The 26,999-nt window shown below is 43.4% G+C and carries 18 protein-coding genes; 15 read left to right on the top strand and 3 right to left on the bottom strand.

Annotation, left to right across the window (positions count from 1 at the left end; genetic code table 11):
* The first annotated feature begins 76 nt into the window (after positions 1-76).
* The 4 genes from ACOOEY_RS09875 to ACOOEY_RS09860 all read left to right on the top strand — a co-directional run bounded on the left by ACOOEY_RS09875 (position 77) and on the right by ACOOEY_RS09860 (position 4,074).
* Positions 77-1,201, top strand: a complete 1,125-nt coding sequence (locus ACOOEY_RS09875) for a helix-turn-helix domain-containing protein (protein ID WP_420388512.1) — start codon at positions 77-79, stop codon at positions 1,199-1,201.
* Positions 1,202-1,333: 132 nt separating this feature from the next.
* Entirely contained in the window at positions 1,334-2,422 is a 1,089-nt protein-coding gene (locus ACOOEY_RS09870; protein WP_420388511.1) for a serine hydrolase domain-containing protein, read from the top strand.
* 110 nt (positions 2,423-2,532) lie between these two features.
* Positions 2,533-3,063: a hypothetical protein gene (locus ACOOEY_RS09865; protein ID WP_420388510.1), complete on the top strand. Its 531-nt coding sequence runs from the start codon at positions 2,533-2,535 to the stop codon at positions 3,061-3,063.
* Between the two features lie 15 nt (positions 3,064-3,078).
* Positions 3,079-4,074 carry a family 43 glycosylhydrolase gene (locus tag ACOOEY_RS09860; RefSeq protein ID WP_420388509.1) on the top strand — a complete coding sequence of 332 codons (996 nt, stop codon included), beginning with the start codon at positions 3,079-3,081 and terminating at the stop codon, positions 4,072-4,074.
* A gap of 165 nt (positions 4,075-4,239) precedes the next feature.
* Here ACOOEY_RS09860 and ACOOEY_RS09855 read toward each other — a convergent pair whose 3' ends face one another.
* Together ACOOEY_RS09855 and ACOOEY_RS09850 are read right to left on the bottom strand one after the other, a co-directional pair.
* Positions 4,240-5,919, bottom strand: a complete 1,680-nt coding sequence (locus ACOOEY_RS09855; RefSeq protein ID WP_420388508.1) for a serine hydrolase domain-containing protein — start codon at positions 5,917-5,919, stop codon at positions 4,240-4,242.
* A gap of 164 nt (positions 5,920-6,083) precedes the next feature.
* On the bottom strand, positions 6,084-7,403 hold the full coding sequence (locus ACOOEY_RS09850; RefSeq protein ID WP_420388507.1) for an alpha-L-fucosidase: 1,320 nt from the start codon (positions 7,401-7,403) through the stop codon (positions 6,084-6,086).
* Between the two features lie 141 nt (positions 7,404-7,544).
* On the opposite strand from ACOOEY_RS09850, the gene ACOOEY_RS09845 reads away from it, so the two are divergent.
* Together ACOOEY_RS09845 and ACOOEY_RS09840 are read left to right on the top strand one after the other, a co-directional pair.
* Positions 7,545-8,135, top strand: a complete 591-nt coding sequence (locus tag ACOOEY_RS09845) for a DUF4956 domain-containing protein (RefSeq protein WP_420388506.1) — start codon at positions 7,545-7,547, stop codon at positions 8,133-8,135.
* Positions 8,132-8,815: a DUF2490 domain-containing protein gene (locus ACOOEY_RS09840; protein ID WP_420388505.1), complete on the top strand. Its 684-nt coding sequence runs from the start codon at positions 8,132-8,134 to the stop codon at positions 8,813-8,815. Before ACOOEY_RS09845 ends, ACOOEY_RS09840 begins: the two co-directional genes overlap by 4 nt.
* A gap of 1 nt (position 8,816) precedes the next feature.
* On the opposite strand, the gene ACOOEY_RS09835 is transcribed toward ACOOEY_RS09840, so the two are convergent.
* Positions 8,817-10,232, bottom strand: a complete 1,416-nt coding sequence (locus tag ACOOEY_RS09835; protein WP_420388504.1) for a CotH kinase family protein — start codon at positions 10,230-10,232, stop codon at positions 8,817-8,819.
* 158 nt (positions 10,233-10,390) lie between these two features.
* On the opposite strand from ACOOEY_RS09835, the gene tpiA reads away from it, so the two are divergent.
* From tpiA to ACOOEY_RS09790, 9 genes are all read left to right on the top strand, one after another.
* Positions 10,391-11,152 carry a triose-phosphate isomerase gene (gene tpiA / locus ACOOEY_RS09830; protein ID WP_420388503.1) on the top strand — a complete coding sequence of 254 codons (762 nt, stop codon included), beginning with the start codon at positions 10,391-10,393 and terminating at the stop codon, positions 11,150-11,152.
* Positions 11,152-11,982 carry a 50S ribosomal protein L11 methyltransferase gene (prmA, locus tag ACOOEY_RS09825; RefSeq protein ID WP_420388502.1) on the top strand — a complete coding sequence of 277 codons (831 nt, stop codon included), beginning with the start codon at positions 11,152-11,154 and terminating at the stop codon, positions 11,980-11,982. Before tpiA ends, prmA begins: the two co-directional genes overlap by 1 nt.
* Positions 11,983-12,041: 59 nt before the next feature.
* Positions 12,042-16,715 carry a hypothetical protein gene (locus ACOOEY_RS09820; RefSeq protein ID WP_420388501.1) on the top strand — a complete coding sequence of 1,558 codons (4,674 nt, stop codon included), beginning with the start codon at positions 12,042-12,044 and terminating at the stop codon, positions 16,713-16,715.
* Positions 16,716-16,727: 12 nt separating this feature from the next.
* Positions 16,728-17,474, top strand: a complete 747-nt coding sequence (locus ACOOEY_RS09815; protein ID WP_420388500.1) for a peroxiredoxin family protein — start codon at positions 16,728-16,730, stop codon at positions 17,472-17,474.
* A 69-nt stretch (positions 17,475-17,543) separates the two neighbouring features.
* Positions 17,544-18,932, top strand: coding sequence for a dipeptidase (locus ACOOEY_RS09810; protein ID WP_420388499.1), 1,389 nt, complete (start codon positions 17,544-17,546; stop codon positions 18,930-18,932).
* A 49-nt stretch (positions 18,933-18,981) separates the two neighbouring features.
* The gene (locus tag ACOOEY_RS09805; protein ID WP_420388498.1) at positions 18,982-20,991 is read left to right on the top strand and encodes a thioredoxin family protein; all 2,010 of its coding nucleotides are present in this window, start codon (positions 18,982-18,984) and stop codon (positions 20,989-20,991) included.
* Between the two features lie 6 nt (positions 20,992-20,997).
* Entirely contained in the window at positions 20,998-23,193 is a 2,196-nt protein-coding gene (locus ACOOEY_RS09800) for a heavy metal translocating P-type ATPase (protein WP_420388497.1), read from the top strand.
* A 72-nt stretch (positions 23,194-23,265) separates the two neighbouring features.
* The gene (locus tag ACOOEY_RS09795) at positions 23,266-24,552 is read left to right on the top strand and encodes a peptidoglycan DD-metalloendopeptidase family protein (protein ID WP_420388496.1); all 1,287 of its coding nucleotides are present in this window, start codon (positions 23,266-23,268) and stop codon (positions 24,550-24,552) included.
* A 65-nt stretch (positions 24,553-24,617) separates the two neighbouring features.
* Positions 24,618-26,936 carry a patatin-like phospholipase family protein gene (locus tag ACOOEY_RS09790; protein WP_420388495.1) on the top strand — a complete coding sequence of 773 codons (2,319 nt, stop codon included), beginning with the start codon at positions 24,618-24,620 and terminating at the stop codon, positions 26,934-26,936.
* Positions 26,937-26,999 lie beyond the last annotated feature (63 nt).

Below are 26,999 nucleotides of genomic sequence, written 5' to 3'. Positions count from 1 at the left end.
ATAGAATCCGTTATCTATAGGTAGTGGTATTAGTAGTTAGTTGAGTCTTTTCAGAACTTTGGTAAATTCAAACCCTATGGGTCAACAAGACATCTGGACTATCTTACTGACTTACAGTTTTGTGCAAGGCTTTGTGCTAAGTGTCTATACTTACCTAAGGCTGAAGAAACCCTTTTTGAGCCTGCTGCTTTTTGCTGTTTCTGTACTCATATTGATTCATCTTTATTATCACTTTGAATGGTTCAGGATCAATGCCAGTTTCATCTTTGTCGATGGTATTGTCTGGTACTTAATTGGTCCTTTTCTCTATTTCTTTGTGAGAAGGCTTTTCCGGCAGAAAATACCCCGGTGGGAGTTTATCCTGCATCTGATACCGGCTATTGCTTTTGCTGCTTATATCTTCCCTTTTGTATTCTGGACCAAGGCAGAGAAGATCTCCATTTTCCTGTCGGTCTTTTCTATTGAAACCTATTCGGTAGATATCAATCACTATTTATTTTCTGCCCATATCTTTATTTATGTGGTTTTGGCCTATCGTCTTTTTCAAAAGCAAAGTCGTCTTCAATATGAAATCAGTGCTGAACCGGGACTTATACACGATACCCTGGCCAAAAGAATATTGAGTTATTACCTGGCGCTCTCGGTTTTCGCTTTCTTTTTTTACGCAGTCACCGATATTTTCTACACACAGCTTTATGGTACTTTTCAGGTCATTTATCTGCTCTATTCAGTACTTACCCACCTTATCTTTTATTTCATACTGGTAAGAGGAGGTGAGTCTGGGGAAGAGAAAGCGGTAAATGAGAGCCCTTCCGATGAAAACGATAAGTATTCTTCAAGTTCTCTTTCGGCTGACGAGATGAAGGCCATTGTAGAGAAAGTGAACACCCATGTAGGTCAGTTTGAGGTTTATCGTAATCCTGATCTCAGATTGCGCAATGTGGCGGAAGCGCTTGAAATACCGTCACATCACATTTCTCAGTCTATCAATCAACAGAAAGGAGAAAACTTTTTCGACTTGGTGAACAAGTTCAGGGTGCATGGCATTCAGGAGAACTTATCAGACCCTAAATATGCCAACTACACTTTGGTTGGCATAGCGAATGAGTACGGGTTTAAGAGTGCTTCCTCTTTCTACAGGATCTTTAAGAAGTACACTGGCAAGACTCCAAAGGAATATGTTGATTCTGCTTCACGTTAGATTGAGTATAATGACTCTTATTTAATTGCCAGGCATTAGGACTGGTATTTAGCACTGAAAAAATCATTATCTATGCAAGGTAAGGTGTCATGAATAGTCAAGTGTCATTTTTACGGAAATCGGGGAGTGTTGATGATTAAGTTCAAAGTTGTGAGTTTTCTATCCGTTTGTCTTTTTGCCCTATTGGTCTCTTGCCAAAATGAGGAACCTCAATTGCATGAAACATTCTTTGAAAGAGGTACTCCTGAGGAATTAGGCTTAAGTAATTCCGTATTTGTCTCCCTGGCTACCAAGGCTCAGGAGTTACCCAATCTTTACAGCTATCTGGTCATTAAAGACAGAACCATAGTTGCCGAGAGCTATGCCAATGGTGCAGATAGTGAGTCCCTTTTACATATCAGATCTATTACTAAAAGTATCTCTTCCATTCTGATAGGTATTGCTCTGGACGAAGGAAGTATTTCATCGACTGACATTCGACTGGAGACACTTTACCCTGAATACATTGAACAGGATAGAGATGATAAGATTTCTCAGGTAACACTGGAGCATATTCTCGATATGCAGAGTGGGTTTCAGTGGAATGAAAACAGAGAAGCCATTGCCTGGTATACCTCTGTACCTGACAGCTGGTCATACATTTTTTCGAAGCCAGTCAATACTGCGCCCGGTACAGTCTTTAATTACAATTCCGGAGCTGCTTCATTACTTACCCGCTTCCTTGAGTCGAATCAGAGCTTAGGTTATGAGGCTTTTGCTGCCGCAAGGCTATTCAACCGACTGGGGATCAATAACTATGCCTGGGAGACGGATCGCCTGGGAAGAACCCGTCCCGATGCCGGCTTGCAAATGCGGGCTATTGACCTGGCCAAGATTGGCTATCTGATGATGCATGATGGATTCATAGGGGATTCATCTATTATACCCTCAGACTGGATAGATACCTCCTGGCAGTTCGAGATTGACCTAAAAGGTAATTATATCACCATGAACAAATTGCATTACAACAACCTATGGTGGATGGCCGAATACAAAGGAGTGAAAGTTTACTTCGCTGTGGGGTATGGTGGCCAGTTAATGCTTTGCGTTCCCCGATATGATCTTATGGTCATTACTCACCATGAATTCAGGTTAGATGCCAACGTGGTTGGCGAACATACTTCCCGCTTTATCACCCAAATCTTCACTCCATTAATGGAAGAGATTATTGCCAGCGAATAATTAAGCCACTGACTTATCTAGTCTCACTTAATTAATGGCGATGCTCTGACTCGTATTTCTTCCCTCTCCAACATCAGCTAGCACGTAATTGCTCCAAAGATTACCTGCTTATGAAACGATTAAACAAAGGCCTGTTAATGGCCATGCTGGTTGTTATGGTTCATTCAGGCCATGCTCAGCAAGAAGGATTGACACACATTTCTTTCTTCATTGGGACCTGGGACATAGAAACCATAGACAGAACTCCTCAGGGAGGTATGATTAAAGGCCGGGCAAGGTCGGTGGTTGAATATATCCTCGATGGAAAAGCTATGAAAGACGATTTCTATGGGCTGGACCCTGCCGGTAATGTCATCTTCCGTGGAACCAGCATCAGGAGCTTCAATGCCACAACGGGTAAATTCCAGATTGTATGGATCATGCCTGGCATAACCGGAATCACAGATATTTCAGCAGAATGGAAGGATGGTAAGTTGGTTAGCACCGGAAAGGGCTATGATAGTATGGGCGAGTTTCTCGAGCGATTCGAGTATTATAACATCACTTCAGATTCCTATTCTTTCCGTATGGATCGATCTTATGATGGTGGTAAAACCTGGATTAAGAACTTTGGTCAGATGCACGCAAAACGAGTCAAATAATCAACCCCACTCATCATGAAAAGTATATTTCGAATTATCACCATTACGTTTCTGTTTGCGGCAAATGTCAATGGTCAGGAGATTAAGTTTATTCCGCAATCGAGTACCCAAGGCTCACTTATTCCTAAACCAATTGCGCCCTTCCATGGAAAATATACCAGTGTGACTGAGGCTTTTGAAGACGATGGTAAGTACTACATGCTGGTGAATGATCTGGTAAATGGATGGCCTACTGAACTGATTAACATTAGTCTGCTCGAGTCCGAAGACTTGAAGACCTGGAAATGGCATGAAAAACCATTATTAACCAGCAAAGACCTGCCGTATAATCTGAAAGTACCCAATGCCTACGCTACCAGCATAATCAAAATGCCCGGGGGGGAGTATTATATGTACATGGACATTCTGGATAGTGACAAGAGCAAGGGCATAGGGCTTGCTGTTTCCAACAATCTCAAAGGGCCCTGGCGCGTTCGTGAAGATTTTATGCTGCTGCCGAACAAAAAGGGTTGGGATAAGGAGTCATTGGCGGGAGCGGATGTAATCAGGTCAAAGGAAGGCGAATATCTGATGTACTATATGGGCGTTCCCGATTCCATTGCCAATGGCGAAACGGCCGTATGTCTTGCTACATCGAAAGATGGTATTAACTGGCAGAGGAGATCTCAGCCCATTGTTACTAAATCCAGCAGCGGTTTCGATAGTCATAAGGTAGGAGTGCCTAAAGTGATTTACGACCGTGGCATGTATTATATGCTTTACCGATCAGATAGTGGAGATGGTAGCTGGGGAGCAGATTCTGCTTATGGACTGATGCAAAGTAAAGATGGACTAGAGTGGGAAAGGATGCAGTCAGAACCAGTTTTAACAGAATATGATGTATCGAACTGGAGAACCATTTGGGCCTGTGGCTTTTTAGCCATCAATAATGAATTTCACCTTCTCCTGGAATATGATGGTCCTCCGGTTTATGGTACCCGAATTAATCATGCGGTGTATAAAAGAAAGTAGTGTCATTTCATCTTCATGGTTGAATAAAAAAGTCTGCCGCTAATTGACCTTATCAGTCAATAGTCTGGCAGACTTTTCACATAACACAAACACGTGAAATGCCAGGTATCCGGCCTGAAAAACAAAGCCGGAGTACCTGGCGATGGATTGCACAACTATGATGTTTTACTGATCAAGTTTTTTGAGTTCACCAACCACTTCATTCTCTCTCATTACTTTAATTCCTTCAATATCTCCCTGGCTATTTCGCTGAAAAATGAGCTTCATGCCTATATCATCGATCAGGAAGAACTTATCGCGCTCAAAGGGCTTAAAGAGCATGGCATTATCAATTAACAGGCCACCGTTATCTACTTTGATGTTAGGCTGATGACCAGCCATCATTCCCCCTTCCTGAAACTGATAGCTGCCCAGATACTCTTCCAAAAGCTCATCAGGAACTTGCAGAGCCTGAACGCTTTTCACTTCTGAAGGGTCAATTTTTCTGGCTTTTTGTAGAAACCCGATGTCGTCTTTTCTCTCGAACTCAATAACCTCTCCCTGAGCATCTTTAATGAAAGTGAGTGTGAAATGATCATTATCAATGTCGAAGAAGCTGTTTTCCCCAATCGGAAAGAAGTCCAGGTTCTGGTCGAATTTAAGCCTGTCTTCCAGGGCCTCAACTTTAATCTGCCGGCCCTGCATCATTCCTTCATAGACCTCATAATGTCCTTCGAAAGATTTGATTGCAGCAGCTTCCATCGTTACAGGACTAAATGGTTTGAATCCATTCAACAAGTCAGCAAACCGGTCGAAAACAGGCTGTGCTCCAAAGTCCGTATTGGTAAGGCTGATGAAGGTATACCCATCATCTGGCAGATAGAAAACCATGGTGCTCACCCCATAAAATCCTCCTGAATGACCAATCACTTTTCGACCCCGATGTTCATAGCTTTGAAAACCCATGGCATAACCACCCTGTACTTCGGTAGTCATTAGCTGAAAAGTTTCGGAAGAAAGGAGCTTTCCTTTAATCAGAGAGTCTATGAACCTGTGCAGGTCTTCCGCGGTGGAGAAGGCTCCGCCTGCGGGCATGCCGCGTACTGCTTTAATGGCTCTGTTATTGCGTAGACGGCCATCGTTTGGAATGCCAAATTCAGTCGATGCCTGTGGATCGATAAAATAGCCTTCGGCCAGGTTTTTTACCGGGATGTCTGATTCAAAGAAGCCGGTATTTTGCATACCAGCCTTTTGAAAAACAGCCCGGTCCATAAACTCATAATAAGACAGGCCTGTGATCTTTTCAATCAGTCTGCCCAGAATAACGTAGTTCGAGTTAGAATAGAGAATCTGGTTTTCCGGTACCTGCCCCAAACGGAGGGTAGCGTAGAACCGATCATAATCTTCAAGATTTCTAAGCCGGTTTTTGTCTGATTCCAGATAGGCAGACTCAAAGAAGAAATCTGATAATCCACTGGTGTGGGAAAGCAATTGCCTTACGGTCACCTGCTGTGCTATGGTTTTATTTGGGAAGTCCGGAAAATACTGAAAGATGGTCTCGTCAAGGGCTATCTTCCCTTCGTCCAGAAGCATCCCAATACCGGTAGCCGTAAACATTTTGGTTACTGATGCCAGATTAAACTTTGTGTTGTATTGATTTGGGATATCCCAGATCTGATTGGCTAAACCTTCTACCTGCTGAAAGATTTGCTTTTCTTTTTGAAATACGGCTGTGACACCACTATATCGGTTATGTGCTGCCCTGAATCGAATATAATCTGACAGGTTCTTTTCAAAGCCACCGTTACTTTGTGCCGCTGCACAGCTGGTAATGATGACCATAAGGAATATAATACTTCGTTTCATTGAATTCTTTTTCCATAAAGATCAATGACGAAACTAATTTTCTAGTTGAATACGGTACTTTCCTTGTCTCATTTAATCGTATGAGAGCTTGAAAAGGAAAAAGTGGTCTGTAGTTATGGTTAGATTGGATTCACGCAAAGTATGAACGGGAGTTGAGGGAGATATTATCTTTCTTCCATCTCAATTTCGCTATCCAGTAGCAAGGCAATTACTGTGACCTGCTCATCCAGAACCGATTCAGGCACATCTATGTAGAGTAAGCCAGGCTTGGCACTCCAGTAAGGCTTGTTGTGAATTTGTTGACTCAGTTTGGTGCCGTTGCCTACTACTCTAATTCGGTTGACCTTGTTCTTCAGTCCTCTTACCACTAAAGGGCCATTGGGTTTATGTGGCACAAAAAGGTACAGTGTTTTTCTATCGGCACTGAGGGTGGTAGGGCCATAGTAGTAATCGGTGGAAATACCTGCCTGACTGCCATATATGGCTTCCTGATGTTTTTCGGTCCATCGGCCTAATTCCTTCAGCACCTGCTTCTGTTCTTCCGGGATAGTTCCATCAGCTCTTGGTCCGATATCGAGTAGGAGGTTGCCTCCCATTTTCAGGCAGTCAATGAAAATTCTAATGATCTGGTTGGCCGTTTTGTAGTTATGGTCATTGTGTTGGAAACCCCAGGAGTCGTTCATGGTCATGCATAGCTCCCAAAAGGTATCTTTAGGTTTAGTCAAAGGCACTCCCTGTTCAGGCGTTCCATAATCTCCATGGTCTTTGAGCCTTGAATTGATAATTGTTTTGGGATTATCGGCCAGCAGGCTGGCTCTCACTTTGGCTGCTTCCCATTCTTCTGCCGAGTGCTCCCAGTCACCATCGAACCACCAAAGGTCAGGGCGGTAGGCTTTGGAAAGTTCATTGAGCTGGCTTTGATAGTAAGTCTTGAACTTTGCCCACCTTTCAGGGTCATCTTCCACCTTATATCTGATTTCTGAATTGGTAAAGTGTGTATAGAGCTCGCTCGACCAGTCGGGAAGAGAGTAATACATGCCCAGCTTCAGGCCTTCTTTTCTTACCGCTTTCACAAACGGAGAAAGCAGGTCTCTTCCTACCTTGGCATTGTTGACCGCATTCAGGTTACCATATTCGGTATCCCAAAGGGCGAATCCGTCATGGTGTTTTGAGGTAATTACGGCATACCTGGCCCCACTTTCCTTAATGAGTTTGGCCCATTCCTTTGGGTTATAGTTTTCAGCACCGAAACCTTCGGTCTGTTTTAGATAGTCTTCATGGGAGATGTAACCATTGTAAAAGGACCATGATTCGTCAATACCATTGACGGCATATATACCCCAATGAATGAAGATGCCGAGTTTGGCATTGGAGAACCACTCCATCTTGGTCAGGCTGTCGGCTTCGTTTTGGCTAAAGGCCGGGTTTACATTGGCTAAGAGAAGGCAGCATGTCAGCAGAGATAGTTTCAGGGTCCGTTCCATGGCTGAATTTATTCAATTCAGTTCTACCAGCCAGTGATTTCCAAAAATTTAGCTGGCTGAAAGAGATAGTTGCTGCAAAGAATACTTTACTCAAGATAAAACCTATCTTGTAGGTTGACTACTTCAAGATTAATACACGACATGAAATTATATAGTGGTGACTTGCTGGACATGTTGATTTACTTCGGTATCAATATGGTCTTCATCAGTGTAATTATCAGATTACTTTATTACCGATATACCCAAAGAACTGAGTATGTATTTACCTACTACATGGTGAGTATCGTCCTCTTCTTTCTTTGCTTCACGCTGAAGAAATTCAGCCTTGACATTGGTATGGCACTCGGCCTCTTCGCTATTTTCGGTATCATCCGATACAGGACACAGACCGTAGAAATCAAGGAAATGACTTACCTCTTCGTGGTGATAGGGGTTTCCGTAATCAATGCACTGGTGAATGAAACCATGAGTCTGGCTGAATTATTGGGGGCCAACCTGTCCATTGTGGGTGCTATTTATTTCATCGAAAAGCTGGTATTGTCAAAAGGCAAGATTGAACAAAGAACAATTGTCTACAGCGAGCTGGAGAATATCAAGCCTGAGCATTACGATCAGTTGCTGGCCGACCTCAATCAAAAGACGGGTCTGGATGTTACAGAAGTGAATGTTCAGAAAGTGGACTTTGCCAACCAAATGGCCACCATTACCATCTTCTACCGAGTAACCCAATGAAGAAGTTTTTAATCCTGTTTTGTCTGTTTACAGGCTGGCAAAGTATCAGTCAGGCGCAGAGTACTTCTGACTTTGAATTGTGGCTGAAGTTGGGAGGAAAGGCTGATTTGAGCGAAAAGTGGAGACTCAATATGGAACAGCAGATTCGATTCGATGAGAATGTTGGTGCTGTCAAGAACTATCATACCGAGTTGGAATTGGTTTATCGGGCCAATTCAAAGGTCGATCTGTTCTTTGTCCCTCGTTTTATCAGACGTAATGATAATTCAGGAGATACTCAAGGGTATGAGAACCTCTTTCGCTTTCAGCTGGGAGGGGCCTATGAACATGAAAGCGGGCAATTTGAATTCAAGCACCGACTGCTTTTTCAGCATAGAAATGAGTTGGGGATTAAAAAGGATGAGGGAGATGTGCCTGAGCTGTTTGTCAGGTATAAAATAAATACGGAGTACAAGATTAAAGACTGGAAATACGATCCTGAATTTTCTGTAGAGTACTTTCAGGCTATCGATCAGGAATTTGCAGATAATAATAATTCCATCCGATTTGCCATTGGGACTGAAAGAGACTACGACCGGTTTGGTGAGTTAGGGATAGACTATATGATTGACCTTTCTTTGGGACTGGCCATCAGGGAAGTTGCACACATTCTCTCCTTCAAATACACCTACGTATTTTAGATTACCAGGAAGCCATTTCTGAATCCATCCAGTTCATTCTGTCAGTAATCCAGCTCTTCACATAATCTACTTCAGCCTGGTATGAATCTCCAACAAAGCTATTGAACGGTAGTGTTTCGCCAATAACATCCCAGCGTTCAAAGTTCCGGTCTATGGCCTGATTAGAGGCCAGGTAAGTTACCCAGGTATCTACCTTCTGATGGATGTTATCTGTTCTTAAGACTGAGGCACGCAAGGTATTCCATCGCTGTTTGACAGTACTTCTGAATTTAGGATCCTGCAGCAGTTTTGTCCACCAGAAATGTACCAGCCACAGGTCGCTGGGGTTAGATTGGTTGTATTGATAAATCCAGGTGTTGGTGCTACTTCGGTTATCATTGCCAAAGGCGATATTAAAGTCCCAAATAGGTCCCATCTTCAGCTTTTGATCTCTGTCTTTGTGCATAAAGGTGCTTAGTCTGTAGGCATCTGGGTTAGCACTTAATTCATTCAGAATAAAGAAATCGGCAAAGCTCTGAACATCAATATAGTCTTCATAAGCGCGGGTAGAAGAAGAAAAATCTTCGTTGATTAAAGCATCCTCAAAGTCAGCAATGTACTGCTGAATGTAGCTTTTTTGAGCATTGTTGATTTCATCATTATCAGGCTCTTCATAGAGAAAGTAGGTTTCCTCCCCCTGCTTATCGCCATAAGGGTCATAGTGCAGTTCATTGCCATAGGCTCCATATTTAGACCTGAAACCCAGGCTCGCAGTATATTGAGAGTCGCCTGCCCAGTCAGGGTTGTTGGTGTCTCCGCTGGTCTTATCAATTTTAATAATATAGCCTCCGGAAATCACACTGCTGGCAGTCATTGAAGGCTCCAGTTTTTCAAGGTCCAGTCTGTCACCATCGCGCTTAATCTTTTCCATGAAGACAAAGACCCCGGCATAATTGCCATTCATGCTGAGTTCCACTATTTCTGTTTCTGTTGCATATTGACCAATTTCATTAGAAAGGTCATAGATCAGTACATTTCTCAAAAGAGTCTTATCACTGTAAGGGCCATAAAGAATCCAGTCCTCTTCAGTTCCCATATTGAAGATATCAGCAGAGTAATCGGCTCCGTTTTCATCCCACAGTTCGATGCCATAAGATTTCTTGGGAAACAGGCGTTGCGAGGTTGAACCACGAAATTCAATACCAATACCACTAGAGAAAATGGCTGCCTGATTTCGGAAGATAGTCATTTGTGCAGCCACCTTAGGTTCATCTACCACTGTATTTCCCAGCGTATTAATGCTGACATAGGGAATGGTACTTCCGTCAGGTCCGGAATCTGTTTCTGTGGGTATATCAGGCCCTCCATCCTTATTGCAGGAAATGATAAGAAGACCGGTAAGACACCAGAGCCCAAAGCGAGTGACAGCCTTTTTCATGCGAGAATATTTGTTCTAATGTAAGGATAATGCGACAGTTGATAATTACTCAGGACTGAATTATCAGCTTTGTTTATGCAATCGTGGCCCTAATTTTCGTCTGGGGTATCCTGCATATTTTTTTAACTCCGCTATCTTTGGGCTCAAACTGAAAAATCATGAGAAAAAAGATAATTGCCGGTAACTGGAAAATGAATAAAACCCTTTCAGAAGGAATTGCTCTGGCTTCTGAAGTAGCCAACATGGCTAATGACGAGGTATCTTCAGATGTAAATTTAATTTTATGTACTCCGGCTATCCATCTTGCTCCGGTTTCTTCAGTGATTAAAGATGTGGCGAACGTATCTGCTGCTGCTCAAAACATCAGTGAGCATGAATCAGGAGCATATACAGGAGATATTTCCGCTGACATGGTATTATCTACTGGTGCTAAGTATGTGATCCTTGGACACAGTGAAAGAAGAGAGTATCATAATGAAACCAATGCGCAATTGGCTGATCGTGTGAAACTTGCTCTTGATAAAGGATTAACCCCGATTTTCTGTTGTGGTGAGAGCCTTGAAACACGTGAGTCAGGTGAGCATGTGAACTTCGTAAATAACCAATTGAAGGAGAGTCTTCATCACCTTTCGGCAGAAGAAATGAGTAAGGTGGTAATTGCCTATGAGCCCATCTGGGCGATTGGTACAGGTGTAACGGCTTCTTCAGATCAGGCGCAGGAAATGCACAAGAGCATCAGAACCGCATTGGCAGATCAATTTGGAGCAGAAGTCGCTGATGGTATCTCTATTTTATATGGTGGATCAATGAAGCCGGCCAATGCGCAGGAACTATTGACTCAGCCAGATGTAGACGGTGGTCTCATTGGTGGTGCTTCACTGAAGGCACGTGACTTTATTGACATTGCCAAGTCATACTAATGGACTTTATCCAGATCAATGTACACTGTGATCAGCCTTTCAGGGAAATCCTGATTGCAGAAATGGGCGAGCTCGACTTCGAAACCTTTATGGATACCGAAGTGGGTTTCGAAGCTTATATCAGTGAAGAACAGTTTAGTCATCCGGCACTTCAAACTCTTTTCAACCGCTACAGAAAGCAAACCCGGATCTGGTACGAACTCAAGAAGATTCCCAGAGAAAACTGGAATGAGGAATGGGAAAAGAACTATAGTCCCATAGCCGTTGGTGATAAGATTTTTGTGAGGGCTACTTTTCATCCCGCCAGACCGGAAGTGCCTTATGAGATCATTATCAATCCGCAAATGTCTTTCGGTACGGGGCACCATGAAACTACTCACCAATTACTCGCCCTTCAACTTGAATTGGATCACCAGGGAAAGAAGGTGCTCGATGTTGGTTCAGGTACAGGAATTCTGGCCATCATGGCGGCTAAACTGGGAGCAAAATCTGTAGCAGCCACCGATATTGATGACTGGTGTATTGAAAATGCATTAGAGAATCTGGCCCTCAATCAGGTGGAAGCAGAGTTTGTGAAGCAGGGCACCATTCATGAACTGCAGTTAAACGGTACCTACGAAATAATACTGGCCAATATCAATACCCATGTCTTATTGGATGAGATGGAGGCTTATACCAAACTTTTGGCCGATCAGGGGCATCTTTTCCTTAGTGGCTTTTACGAATCAGACAAACCTCAAATCATGGAACTGGCTGGTTCTTTGGGCTTAAAAGAGGTTAAATTCACAACAGAGAAAAACTGGGTAGCGTTACTATTGGAGAAAGTCTGACGATTATACAGGATTCTACCTTTTTATTCGTTTTTTAATATTGCCAAATGCAAACTCATATGCTTCAAAGCATCAGGTTGACTGTTCTGCTAGTACTCTTGTCTGTTCAGTCGGTTTATGCACAAACCGAAGCAGAGGTGGATTCTCTGGTGATTCCACCTAATGTGAAAATGCTGGTAGAAGCGGAAGACCCCTCTATTTTTCCTCAGGAGTATCAGTTCTTTATAGAAGGGTATCAAAACAATCAGTTGACAAGTGTTACAAAAGACAGGTTGCTTAGAGCTCTCATTGCTCTGGATCAGAAGAAAGTCCGAATCCGGTATGATATCAAAGAACTACTCGATGGTCTGAAGTATGCTGCTGAAGAGCGTAACTTTTCTGCCGAGGCCATGGAAAACCTGGCTTATTCCATCCAAAAGGCCGCTGAAGACTATGACCGAATCAAACTCGACTATTACATAGAAACCCTTTACACTTTTTTGAAAGATGAGGCCATTTATAAAGACCGGTATCAGTCGGTAAGCTTCAGAAATGCAGAGTATGAGGTCAAATTCGCTGAAGATAATTATACGGAAGGTGATGTTGTGGTTTATCAGCCGGCCCAGGAAGTCGATATTGAGACCCTGAAGGCTCAGGCAAGCGGTGAGTATGTAGAACCTGAAAAGGAAGTCGCTAATCCATTCACCTCCCCTATGATGGAAATGTATCAGGAATTAGGATCCATCATTCACCTGAAAAGAGGAGATATCATTTTAGCCAGCCAGACCGATACCTTTGAAATTATTGGTGCAGAGGGATTTTTCTTGTTCGATCAGAAGCTTTTCAGAGGTCAGGATGGTTATGTAGACTGGTCTGATTTCGGTCAGCCACGAGAAGCTATGCAGGTTCGGCTCAGCCAGTATGAGTTTCCTGTCAATGCGTATGAATTCAGGTTTGAAAACGTACTTTTCAATCAGCCGGCCAAGATAGACCAACCTATTTCCGGAGTGCTCGACCTTAATCTCAGACCTGCGAGGAGCGAGCGAGGGACTTACCCGAGATTCATCTCTTACAATGCCGATACCCCTATTAAAGGATTAGGATCTGAAAAACTCACTTTCAAAGGAGGAGTGAACTACCGCGGAATGAATTTCTACTCGAAAACGGCTTATGATGAAGCGTCAACCCTTTTGGGGACCGTGAACGGTGAAGTGAAATTCAGGGCTTTGAGTAAAGACTTTGTCTTCAATAATGAAGACTCAATTGTGTCGGCTACTCAGGCAGATGTTACCCTTTATCATCAGAGTGATTCAATTTTTCACCCCGCTGTTGAATTTATCTACGATTATGAGAAGGATCACCTGGAAATGGAAACCAGTGTGGAAGGGTATAAAACAACACCATTCCGATCCTCTTACTACAATATGGACCTGACAGGTGATGAATTGACCTGGGACCTGAACAGCGATTCGCTTAACATTTCCATCAATTCTGCCCGGGCAGATGTACCCCTGACCCTTGAATCCAAAGACTTTTATAGTGCAGATCGTTTCTTCGATTTGTCTCAGATCTTCAGTTTCCATCCACTGATTGCTGCCATCAATATGGCTAAGAAAAATGGGGGAACCTTCTACACCAGTTCTATGGCTAACCAGTATCGTCTGGATGAAGGACTCATCAAAAAAGCCATGGAGTTGTTGATGTCCAGAGGGCTGGTGAAATATGATGAAGTAACCGGGGGGGTTGAGGTTTTGGAAAAAGGCTATCACTACCTGGAGTCGAGTAAAGGAAATCGCGACTATGATGACCTCATTATTTCTTCGGTTATCGCTAATGCTCCCAATGCTACTTTTAGCTTTAAAGACTCTGTACTCACCGTGAGAGGTGTCGATAAGTTCCTGGTAAGTGATTCTCTCGATGTGATCATTACGCCTACCAACAAGGAGATCAGGGTTTTGAAGAACCGCGATATTGAATTCGATGGTGCCATGGACGCTGGTAACTTCCAGTTCAACGGAGAGCAGTTCACTTTTAAATACGACAGCTTTCTGGTCAACCTGGCCAAGATTGATTCCATCGAATTAAGGGTTGAAATGGATGCCGGAAAACGACAGGCATTAAGCAACCAGTTGGTGAAGACATCAGGAGTGCTGAGAATTAACGATCCCGGCAACAAGTCGGCACTCAAGTCTATGCCTGAGTTTCCTATTTTCAGTTCTACGGAAAGTGCCAGTGTGATTTTCGATAAGTCAGATGTACTGAAAGGGGCCTACGATAGTACTGTCTATTTTGATGTACCACCATTTCAGCTAGACAGTGTGGCTGATGCTGATCCTTCTCAGTATGCTTTTCAGGGGACCTTCTACTCCAACGGAATTCTACCAGACTTTAAAGAAAACCTGAAGGTGATGGAAGACCGAAGTTTCGGGTTTGTGCACGCAATTCCCGATAGTGGTTATGACCTCTACAGTACAGGGGGCAGACTGTTTGGAGAAGTTCAGCTCGACAAAAATGGCATAACCTCCCCGGGAGTAATTGAATACCTGACAGGGACTTTTGACAATGAAAGAGCCACCATGTTCCTGGACTCAATGGTGGTCAAAAAAGGAATTAAAGGAGGTCTGCAAGCCGGTTTTATCGATACGGTGTCTTATCCGGCCATGTCTATTGAGGCCTACGATATGAACTGGCTGGCCAAGAAAGACAGCATGATCCTCCACAACCTGGAGAAAGAAAAACCTTTCAGCATTTTTGAAGACCAGGCTAAGTTAAGAGGTGAAATGATATTGAAGAAGAAGGGTCTCTTTGGCAGTGGTGAAATGCAGATTTCAGGATCCACGCTTAACTCTGATTCTATTGCTTATTCAATGAATTCTTTTGAGGCCAGGAATAGTGAGTTTTTGCTCAATGCCGACAATTCTGTTAAACCTATTTTAAGTGCAGAGGAGGTAAGAATCAATTTCGATGTAGAGAACCAACAAGCTACTATTGAGCCGGAAGTAGCCGGTGCAGCTGCTGTAGAGTTTCCTTTTGCTCAGTTCAAGACATCAATCCCTTCTGCAGTTTGGGATGTGAACAACAAGATGGTGACCATGAGTAAGCCGGAAGAAACGCCATTGGAGCAATCCTTCTTTTACTCCACCAACAAGCGATTAGATTCCCTGGCTTTTTATGGTACAGACGCCCTGTACAACATAGATACTAAAGAATTAAAGGTAACAGGTATCCCATACATTAAGGTGGCTGATGCTTTGATTACCCCTGAAGGTGAGCAGCTGACCATTCTCGAAAACTCTAAAATAGAAAGGTTGACCAATGCAGTGATCCTGATGGATACGGCTGGTGCTTACCACAGATTATATGATGCTGAGATTGATATCCTTTCCAGAACAAGCTTTAAAGGACGGGGAACTTATCAGTTGGTGAATGCCGTGCAAGATACCTTCGCTATTCAATTCGATGACTTCCAGTTTATTGCCAAAGACAAAGAACACGGTCCTCATACCCGTTCGAGTGGAACCGTAAAAGCAGAAGAAGGGATTAGAATCTCTCCCGGCTTTATCTATGAAGGTAAGGTGACCATGTTTGCCTATAAAAAGGCGTTGGAGCTGGACGGGGCAGTGAAGCTGGACTTGGAGAAACTAAAAGAGAGAAATATCTGGATTGAATATTCCTCTAATGATGATATCGAAGAAGTTATCATTCCTTTCGATGAGGCCACTACCCGATTGGGGCAACCGCTTAATGCCGGTATTCACTTCGATAAACAGGAGCCTTACATGTCGTTTATTACGGAAAAGAGAAACAGAGCCGATGATGATTTCTTTGTGCCGAAAGGAGGTATCCTCTACTTCGATGCGGATAATGGCTCATTCAGAATAGATAATCCAAATAAGAAGCAAGACCCTTCACAATACTTTGCCGGAAGTATGTTCAGCTATAATGAAGATGAGCAAAATGTAACCTTTGAGGGTAAACTGAATTTTCTGGCAGGGCCAAATGTGTCTAATATTCAGGCTTCGGGAAAGGGAAAAGGGAATCTCGATTCAGCCAACTATGAAGTTGAGGCAATGTTTACCATGGCATTGGGGATGCCTCTGGAAGCACAGACCGCTATGGCGGGTAATCTCAAAGAAATGGGAGAGCAACTCGGAGTACCTAAGGCTCATGAAGATCGCTCGGAGCTTATTTATCGGGTAGCTGAATTTATGGGTGATGAGGCTACCAGAAAATGGGATCAGTCGTATCAGTCTATCCCCACGTCATTGGTCAATGCTTCAGGTGGAGCCTTGAATACTGATCTTGTGATTAGTGGGGTAAACCTGAAGTGGTCAAAGCAGAATAAGGCCTTCTACAGTGAGGGTAAGATCAAAGTCTCGAACGTATCCAATGTCGACCTGAACATGGAGTTGGATGGCTACATGGAAATTCGCAAAACTCCGGAAGGTGACGTGATGAATCTGTTGCTGGAAATGACGGATGGTACCTGGTATTACTTTATGTACGATGGCTTCCAGTTAGAAACCTTCTCTTCCAATGATGCTTTCAATGCACAGATTTCTAATATCAATACAGGAAAGGCGAAAGTAGGTAGCTTCAGAGCTTTACCAGGTTCCAAGGAACGAGTGATTCAATGGGTGGTTGATTATAAAAAGCTGTATTTTGGTATTGATGAGCCATATCAATTACTGATGGCTTCTGAATCTAACCAGACCCTCAAGAAGAAAGACACTGTTGAAGGTGACGGTTTCTAATCAACAATTACCATGAGAAAACTATTAACACTCACATTCTCCCTACTCTTTTCAGTGCTTATACAGGCTCAAACCTACGATTTTCTTGACCCGGGGCTCAAGCGGCTAACCAGTCAGAAAGGAATTCAGATAGTTCCGCAAGCGCTCGATGGATACTATCATACAGGGGAGAAGATAGCGAAGGAAGATATTATGCTCCTGTTCATGGACATTGACTACCAACCAGCCATCTATATAGATGAGCGTAATGAACCCAAAGTGATTGTCTTTGAAAAGGCTTCTGAAGAAGCGAAACTTGCTAAAATTCGCATGTTTGAAAACAGGAAAAGTGCTGACTTTATGCTTAATGAAAAGGCACCCGATTTCACGCTTAAAGACATGGATGGGAATGATGTAACCCTCGATGATCTGAAAGGTGAAGTTGTGCTGCTGAATTTCTGGTTTGTGGGTTGTAAACCATGCATCATGGAAATGCCTGAGCTGAACGAACTGGTGAAAGAATTTAAGCCCCATGGAGTCAGATTTCTGGCCATTGGCCTGGATAATCCTGAGCGCGTAAAAGCATTTCTTGAGAAGCAGGACTTCAATTATACCCTGCTGCCCAACGGCCGCAGAGTTGCAGGGGCCTACAGCATCAGTAGCTATCCCACCCATTTGCTTTTGAATGAGGAAGGAAAGGTAGTCTTCTCTCAGATAGGTTATTTCCCCGGGTTAAAATATGCACTTAGAAAGCGTCTGGAAGAAGCCGTTAAAGAATAACCCATCTTCTGACCGGAGGTCTTTACTTTCATTTTCAATCGATTAACTTGCGGCTCAAATGGTGGACATATGAGCGGAACACAAGAATTTATCAATCAAAACAAAGACAGATTTCTGAATGAACTTCTCGACTTGCTGAGAATTCCTTCTGTTAGTGCCGATAGCCGACACAAAGAAGATGTTAAGAAAGCAGCTGGGTTTATTCAGTCTAAGCTTCAGGAAGCAGGAGCTGACCGAGCAGAGATTTACGAAACTAAAGGGCACCCTATTGTCTATGGTGAAAAGCTGGTTGGCGAAAACGCACCGACTGTTTTGGTTTATGGTCACTATGATGTACAACCACCAGATCCGCTCGAACTGTGGGAGTCACCCCCGTTCGAACCAGTAATCAAGAAGACAGAAATTCACCCTGAAGGGGCTATTTTTGCCAGGGGAGCCTGTGATGATAAAGGCCAGGTGTACATGCATGTAAAAGCTTTCGAAGCTATGATGGCCGCGGGAGAATTAGCTTGTAATATCAAGTTCATCATCGAAGGAGAAGAAGAAGTAGGTTCAGATAACCTGGAAATCTTCCTGGAGGAAAATAAAGACATGCTGGCCAATGATATTGTGCTGGTTTCAGATACCGGAATCATTGCCAATGATGTCCCGTCAATTACTGTGGGCCTTCGCGGTTTAAGTTATTTGGAAATTGAAGTAACAGGGCCTAACAGAGACCTTCACTCAGGATTATATGGCGGTGCGGTACCGAACCCAATCAATGTATTGGCAGAAATGATTGCCTCATTGAAAGATGATAAGAAGCATATCACCATTCCCGGGTTCTACAACGATGTACTGGAGCTAACCGCAGAAGAGAGAGCCGCCATGGCCAGAGCCCCTTTTAATCTGGAAGACTATAAGAAGTCAATTGGCCTGAGTGATGTGGAAGGAGAAGAAGGTTACTCTACGATGGAGCGTGCTTCCATTCGCCCGACCCTTGATGTTAATGGGATTTGGGGTGGATATACCGGAGAAGGAGCCAAAACGGTGATCGCTTCCAAAGCATATGCTAAGATTTCAATGCGACTGGTGCCACATCAGGATCCTGACAAAATCACAGAATTGTTCCAAAAGCATTTTGAGTCTATCGCCCCCCCTTCTGTTAAGGTGAAAGTAACTCCACACCATGGCGCCTTGCCAGCGGTGACACCGACAGATTCACCGGCTTACCTGGCTGCAGCCAAGGCCATGAAGGAAACTTTCGGCAAAGAACCCGTTCCTTTTAGGGGAGGTGGATCTATTCCTATTGTTGCTTTGTTTGAACAAATATTGGATAGTAAAACGGTGCTAATGGGCTTTGGACTCGACTCTGATGCCATTCACTCACCGAACGAGCACTACGGTGTATTCAATTATTTTAAGGGTATTGAAACTATTCCTCTCTTCTTTAAGTATTTTTCTGAGATGAAGGGGTAGGGAAATGCCTCTTTATTGAGATATACAGACGGATATAAACCCTCGCCTAATGAAGAAGTTGAGTTTAGTTTTTAGTTTGATGCTGATGTTCCTGGCTTCTCAGGCCATGGCTCAGTTCAAAACAACTACCAGTTGGTCTTATGACGCTTCTAAAACAGAAGTAAAGACGGGCGATGAGATTGAGCTCATCTTCAAAGTAAAAATCATAGACGACTGGTACCTGTACTCCAGTGATATTGATCCCGATGTGGGGCCAATGGTTACCGAAGCAGAATTTGAACCCAATGAATCTTTTGAGGTAATAGGGCCATTAATGCCGGTAAATGCCAAAGAGAAGTATGATGATATCTGGGGAGCAGATGTAACCTACTTTGAAAAGACCGGAGAGTTTCGTCAGAAAATCAGAATACTTAAGAAAGACCTCGACATCAGAGGTTCTCTTACCTTCCAGACCTGTACTGATATTGACGGTCAGTGTATTCCGGGAGGAGCCGACTTTGACTTCAATTTTATAGAAGTGAGTGGAGGCGATGATATGAAGGCTCAGAATGACTATAGCGATTTGCTAGAGCCGGAGGGAGGCGAATCGTTATGGGGCTTCTTTCTGGCAGCATTCCTGTTCGGATTAGCAGCCTTACTGACCCCTTGTGTATTCCCGATGATTCCAATGACGGTAGCTTTTTTTACCAATAGTTCACAGTCTAAGAAACAGGCAAGGATTAAAGCAACTACCTACGGTTTATCCATTATTCTGATTTACATTCTCGTTGGACTCATCTTCACCAGCTTCTTTGGTGTTGGATTGGCCAATGATCTGGCTACAGGAGCTGTGGCTAATATTATTTTCTTTGCCGTATTCCTCATTTTTGCCATCTCATTCTTTGGCTACTTCGAAATTAATCTGCCTACCGGATTTGTGAATAAGATGGATAAGAATGCCAATAAAGGAGGTTTCCTGGGTGTTTTCTTCATGGCTTTCACTTTGGTACTGGTGTCATTTTCCTGTACCGGACCTATTGTAGGGACAGTACTCATTGAATCATTTCAGGGCGCTAAGATTAAGCCACTGGTAGGAATGCTGGGCTTTTCGTCAGCTTTTGCCATTCCGTTCACCGTTTTCGCCTTTTTCCCTGGCATGTTGAAGGATCTGCCAAAATCAGGCGGATGGTTGAATTCAGTAAAAGTAGTGCTCGGTTTCATTGAATTGGCCCTTGGTTTCAAGTTCCTTAGTGTAGCTGATCAGGCCTATCATTGGGGATTATTAGATCGAGAAATCTACATTGCTATCTGGTTTGTTCTGGCACTGGGATTAGCCCTTTATCTTTTCGGAATTATCAGATTCCCACATGACAGTAAGAAGAGAAAATTTCATCCGCTCAGAATGGCTATAGCGGTTACTTCTCTGGCATTTGCGATATACTTATTCCAGGGCTTCCGCGGTGCCCCTCTTGATGACCTCGCAGGTTATCTTCCACCCGATAAGAAAACCGACTTTTCGTTTGCCGTAAGCTTTGGTTTAGAAGAGGCTCCTGAAGAATTTAATGTGGCCCCAGTAGGATACAATGGTGAGGTAAAGCATGCGGACTTCCTGGAACTACCGCACAACCTAAAAGGCTTCTTCGACTATAATCAGGCTTTGGAGTTTGCTCAACAACAAGGGAAACCCATTTTCATTGATTTCACGGGTCATGGCTGTGTGAATTGTCGAAAAATGGAGCAGTACGTTTGGGCGGCCCCTGAAGTACTGGAAATTCTAAAGGAAGACTATATCGTTCTCGCTTTGTATGTTGATGATAAGACAGAACTTCCTGAGTCAGAATGGTACACTTCTGAATTTGATGGTAAAGTGAAGAAAACTGTCGGTAAGCAAAATTTCGACTTTCAAATAACCCAATTCAACGGGAACGCTCAGCCTTATTATGTGTTGTTAGATACAAACGAACAACCGCTGGTAGCTCCGCTTTCTTATGACCCCAGTGTAGAGAACTTCGTGAACTTCCTGCAGAAGGGTAAAGCAGAATTTGAAAGAAGAATGAGCGCAACAGCGTTGTCTAATTAAAAGACAATGCCTCCAATAGAAACCCTAAAAAAACAGCTGCCTGTAGAAGGAATGACTTGCGCAGCCTGCGCTAACACGGTTGAAAAGACTTTACAAAAGGCTCCTCATGTAGTTTCAGCTCAGGTGAACTATGCCACACATCAGGTAAGTCTTGAGGTAGATAACCAAGCCAATCTTAAGGAACTGAAGAAACTGGTTAAGAACGCGGGTTACAGCCTGATTCTGGAAGATGAGCAGAGTCGTTCTACTGAAGACAAACTCAAAGAGATCAAAAGACAGCTTTTTCTGGCTGTGCCACTGGCTGTTGTTGTGATGGTCTTGTCCATGTTCGTTGGTGACTTTCCCTACAAAAATTACCTGCTGCTTCTACTGACATTGCCTGTCTTATTCTATTCCGGTTTACACTTCTTCCGTAATGCTTTCCGGTTGGCGTTTAAGTTGCAAACCAATATGGACACCCTGATTGCCAGTGGAACAGGTGCCGCCTTTGTTTACAGTTTAATTAACACACTTGCTCCTGCCTGGATAGAGGGCTTAGGCCTTCAGGTTCATGTCTATTATGAATCGGCTGCAGTGATCGTCACTTTTATCTTACTGGGTAAATACCTGGAAGAAAGAGCCAAGTCCAGATCGTCTTCTGCCATTGAAAAGTTATTTAAGCTACAGGCCAAAAGCGCTATCAGGCTGGAAAATGGCCAGGAGAAAGAAGTTCCCCTTGAAGAGGTACAGGTTGGTGATCTGTTGCTTATTAAGGTGGGTGATCGGGTACCCGTTGATGGAGCGATTGAAAAAGGAAATGGAGTGCTTGATGAGAGCATGCTCACAGGAGAGTCAGTTCCGGTAGACAAAAAGCCGGGTGATCTTGTAAAGGCAGGAACATTGTTACAAAATGGCACACTGACTATTGAGGCCGAGAACCTTGGAGCAGATACTGCTCTCGGTCAGATCATTCAAATGGTATCTGATGCTATGGGCTCTAAAGCCCCTGCACAAAAGCTGGCTGACAAGATCTCTTCGGTTTTTGTGCCTGTGGTACTCGTTCTTGCCGTAGTGACATTCTTTGTTTGGTATACACTTGGTTCGGAAAATGCTTTTGCATTGGCCTTTGTCAATACCTTCAGTGTCTTGATTATTGCCTGTCCATGTGCGCTGGGTTTGGCTACTCCCACTGCCATTATGGTGGGTGTTGGCAAGGCAGCGTCTAAAGGCATCCTGATTAAAAATGCAGAAACGCTGGAAAAGCCCAAGAGCATTAAAGCATTGCTCTTTGACAAGACGGGAACCATTTCTAAGGGTAAATTAGAGGTAGTAGCTGAGCATCTGTTTTTTGATGATGCAGAAAAGCTTTACCTGCTAAGCATACTCAATGGTATGGAATCACAGTCCAATCACCCTATGGCTGATGCGGTGTCGAATTACCTCAACGAACGATACGCCCTAATGCCTTTCATGATCAATCAGTTGCATACTGTTTCGGGGATAGGCCTGAAAGCCATGATTGAAGAGGAGGAATATCGGGTAACCGGCTTGAAAGAATTGAATGGACTTTCGGCTGAGCAGAATAATGCAGTCAACGAATTGAAGCAACAGGGCAATTCAATAGTGGCTTTCTGGAAGGGTAGTCAGCTGCTGGCTTTATTCGGGCTACACGATAATATCAAGCCGGAAACCAGATCGGCTGTCGCCTCGCTCAAAAAGAGGGGGCTGCACCTTGAAGTTCTTTCCGGAGATCATGAGGCAGCAGTAGCAGCGGTAGCACATGACTCAGGTATTGAAGATTTTAAGGGAGGGCTTATGCCCGAAGATAAACTCAGATACCTGGAAGAGGTGCAGAAGAAATACGGACCGACTGTCTTTGTTGGTGACGGTATTAATGATGCTCCTGCCCTGGCTAAAGCCGACCTCGGTATCGCTATGAGTACCGGAACGGATGTAGCCATTGAGAGTGCAGATGTTACCCTCATGTCGGGAGATATATCTAAGATCAGTGAGTTTTTCAGGCTTTCAGAGCATATCAGCTCCACTATGAGGCAAAACCTTTTCTGGGCATTTATTTATAATGTCATTGCCATACCTGTGGCGGCCGGTGTACTTTATCCGGTCAATGGATTTTTGTTAAATCCCATGATTGCAGGTGGAGCTATGGCTTTTTCTTCTGTAAGTGTGGTATTAAATAGCCTGAGACTTAAAGCAAGAAAGTAAGCCTTCCTGTACTTTTTTTCAGCTTTCTCGCAGAATTCCTTTAATTTGTCGTTAAGCTCAAAAAGTAGGTCAATGAACAAAAGAGTTGCGGGCATCGCAGGGTTGGTATTAGTAGCAGTTGCAGTCACATTTTTTATCTTCAAATCGCAGAGAGATCAGGTAGACCCTGAGCTGTTCGAGGAGGCGGAAGAAGAACTGGTAGAAGAAGTTGTAGAACCTCAGTTTAAGTTCGGTATTCCTCTGGACTTATATGATGTGGAAGAAGGTAACATCAGAAGAAATCAGACTTTTGCTGATATACTCCTACCCTATAACCTGAGCCATCAGGATATTTATACCATCGATCGTATTTCGAAAGATGTTCATAGTGCCAGAAACCTGGTCGTAGGCAAACCTTACACTATTTTCTATTCCAGCGATTCAATCAAAAGAGCTTCCTACTTCGTGTATGAGCCGAATAACACAGAATACGTTATTTATCAACTAACCGACTCACTGGCAGTCTTCAAGGAAACCAGAACTGTGGAAGTGGTTGAAAAAACCATGGCAGGACTGATTACCATTTCTCTTGATCACGCTATTAGAGAGCAAGGTGGTTCAGCGGCATTGGTGAATGCAGTAGCAGACCTTTATGGCTGGCAAATTGATATGAAGGGCCTTTTCAAAGGAGATTGGTTTAAAGTAATTTATGAAGAGAAAATGGTCGATGGCCAGTCTGTTGGTATCGGCAATATTATCGGAGCTGAGTTCAACCATAGAAAGAATGCCTACATGGCTTATGCTTATGATCAGGGAGAAGGACTCAACTACTTCGATGAAGAAGGAGAGAGTAATCAGAAGGCTTTTTTGAGATACCCTGTTGAGTATTCCCGAATTTCGTCCCGATATAACCCAAACAGATTCCACCCTGTGCTGAAGAGAAGAACTCCTCACCTGGGCACAGATTATGCGGCTAACCGGGGAACACCTATTAAAGCAGCAGGAGACGGAGTAATTATCGAAAGAGGGTATACCAAAGGCAATGGTAACTATGTGAAGATTAAGCATAATAACACTTATACGACAGGTTACCTGCACATGAGCAAGTTCAGTAGCCTCAAGAAGGGACAAAGAGTAAGAAAGGGTGATGTGATTGGCTATGTTGGTAAGACAGGATTAGCCACAGGGTATCACCTTTGTTTCAGATTCTGGAAGAGAGGCAAGCAAGTGGACTTCCTAAGAGAAGAGCTCCCTGCCGAAACACCACTGAAAGAAGATCACAGAATTAACTTCGAAACGGTTGTTCAATTGACAAATAAAAAACTCAATGACATTCCTGCCAGTTGGGGAGATGGTCGAATAACAGCCAGTAACGAATAAAAATCTTAACGAATTCTTATTTTGAAGCAGGGTTTTACCCTGCTTTTTTCGTTTACTTTGGTTAAATGAAAAAGAGTCTCCTTCTCACCTTATGGCTTGTTCCTTCCCTGCTTTATAGTCAGGAGAAAGTGGGTCTGGTCTTGAGCGGAGGTGGAGCTAAAGGACTTGCCCACATTGGGGTTATTAAAGCACTGGAGGAAAATGACATTCCCATAGATTATGTAGTGGGTACTTCCATGGGAGCCGTAGTAGGTGCTTTTTATGCGGCAGGCTACAGTCCGGAAGAAATTGAGATCATCACTAAAGATCCTGCCTTTCAGAACTGGATTGAGGGGACCTCTACAGAGCGCTACCAATACAACTATACGAAGAGCGAGGATAATGCCTCATGGGTTTCTCTCGACCTGATCATTGACCCAAAAAGAGGACCACAGTTTAATTCACCTTTGGCGAATGACCTCATCATTAATTTTGTGCTTAATGAATACCTGACCCAGGCTGCCCAGGCTTCAGGATTCAACTTCAAAGAAATGATGGTGCCCTACAAAGCCATTGCTGCCGATGTCTTTACGCAACAGACATTGGCCCTGGATACCGGGTCCATTATGAAAGCTGTCAGGTCTTCCATGGCCGTTCCGTTCTTCTACAGACCTATCAAGAACAATGACCAATACCTGTTCGATGGAGGTATTTATGATAATTTCCCTGTCGATATTATGAAGGAAGACTTCGGACCTGATATCATTATCGGATCCAATGTGGCAACCAAACTGAGTGAGACTTACCCTTTCGATACAGACGATGAAATTGTAAATGATGCCTTGCTCTTCATGTTTCTGGATAAAACGAATCCGGCAATCCTGGATGAAAAGGATATTTACGTGGAACCTGATATCCAGGCCAATTACAGCGCCATTGATTTTGCTGAAGTGGAGGCACTGATTGACTCGGGATATAATGCCACCATCAGAAAATTACCTGAACTAAGGCAGAAGATCTCAGCCAGAAGGAATAAGGCTCAGGTAACTATGTCCAGAAGAGATTTTCATCAGAAGTTTGTTCCTTATTCTTTTCAAGAGTTGAGATTGTTTGGCTTCACTGAAGATCAGGAGAAGTTCATCAATAAGTTGGTTGACTTTAAAAGTGGTCCTAAAACCATTACCGAAATCAGTAAGGCCTATTTTCAGTTAGTTTCTGAGCCTTACTTCAAAAACGTTTACCCTAACTTCTCTTTCGATCAAAAAACCGGTAAATACATTTTCGAACTTTATTTAAAGTCAACTGCGCAAAATGCACTGACCCTTGAGTTTGGAGGCAATGTATCTACCAGAGAGGTATCAACCTTACAATTAGGAGCGCAGTTGAACTCCTTCAAAAGAAAGTTGAATACTTATAAGGTACTGGCATCGACCGGAAGATTTTACGAGGGTCTAAACCTTTCTACAAGGTTCAACCTAAACCCAAAAACCAGATTCTTTGTCGAGCCTGATTTTCAGTATAATCACTGGGACTATCTCAGTACAGAAGATATTTTCGATGAGTCTGTTGACCCCATGGTGATTCAGCGAACAGACCGAAAGCTCGGTTTCACTCTCGGCTTAGGCACTGGTCAGAGGAGCGTTTTTACGCTTGATAATGATATCATTAGTAATACAGATGCTTTCAGTAATATGAGTGGGGTCTCGTCAGATGAGGTCTTAGATGTGTTTCGCTTAAGAGGCTTTAAAGGTAAATGGGCCTATGAAAGAAATAGCCTTAATCAGAAGCAGTTTCCGACTATAGGTACCCGGTTCTATACAGGCTTGAAATTTATTCAGGCTTCTACAGAATACACTCCTGGTACCACTTCCGTTAATTATAACCCGGCACAGTCTACTACTTATGAGTCGAACCGCAACTGGTTCAATCTGACTTTCAGCTTTGAGGAATACTCTGTGTCGAGAGGCAAATATACTTTCGGCTGGTTGTTTGAAGCCTCTTATTCCAACATTAAACCCCTTTATAATTATCGAAATACGATTCTCTATACACCAGCATTTGAACCGATGTTCGATTCCAGAACCTACTTTCTGGATAACTTCAGAGCTCCCGGCTATGTGGCATTGGGCATGAAGCACCTTTGGGATTTTAAGGGTAGCCTGGATTTAAGAATGGAGGTTTATGCTTTTAGTCCATTCCGCAGCTTTGTTGAAAACACCAATCAGGAGGCCCTGGTTGACCTAGGCTTCAAAAAACCAGAGTTTACCGGTATGCTGGCCCTGATTTACAATACCATTGCCGGTCCGCTAAGTGTCCGAGTCAACTACATCGAAGGAAATAGTACACCAATTGGGCTGATGTTATCGTTTGGTTACCTTATTTTTAATCAGAAATCTTACGAATAGGCATATTTTGTCGATTCCAGGGGCTCAACAAAGGACGAATCGTTAAATTTGGTTATTATTGGA

The organism is Roseivirga sp., from assembly GCF_965216855.1.
GTDB lineage: Bacteria > Bacteroidota > Bacteroidia > Cytophagales > Cyclobacteriaceae > Roseivirga.
The sequence above is the reverse complement of the archived record's forward strand: the minus strand, read 5'-3'. Positions and strand labels throughout refer to the sequence as shown.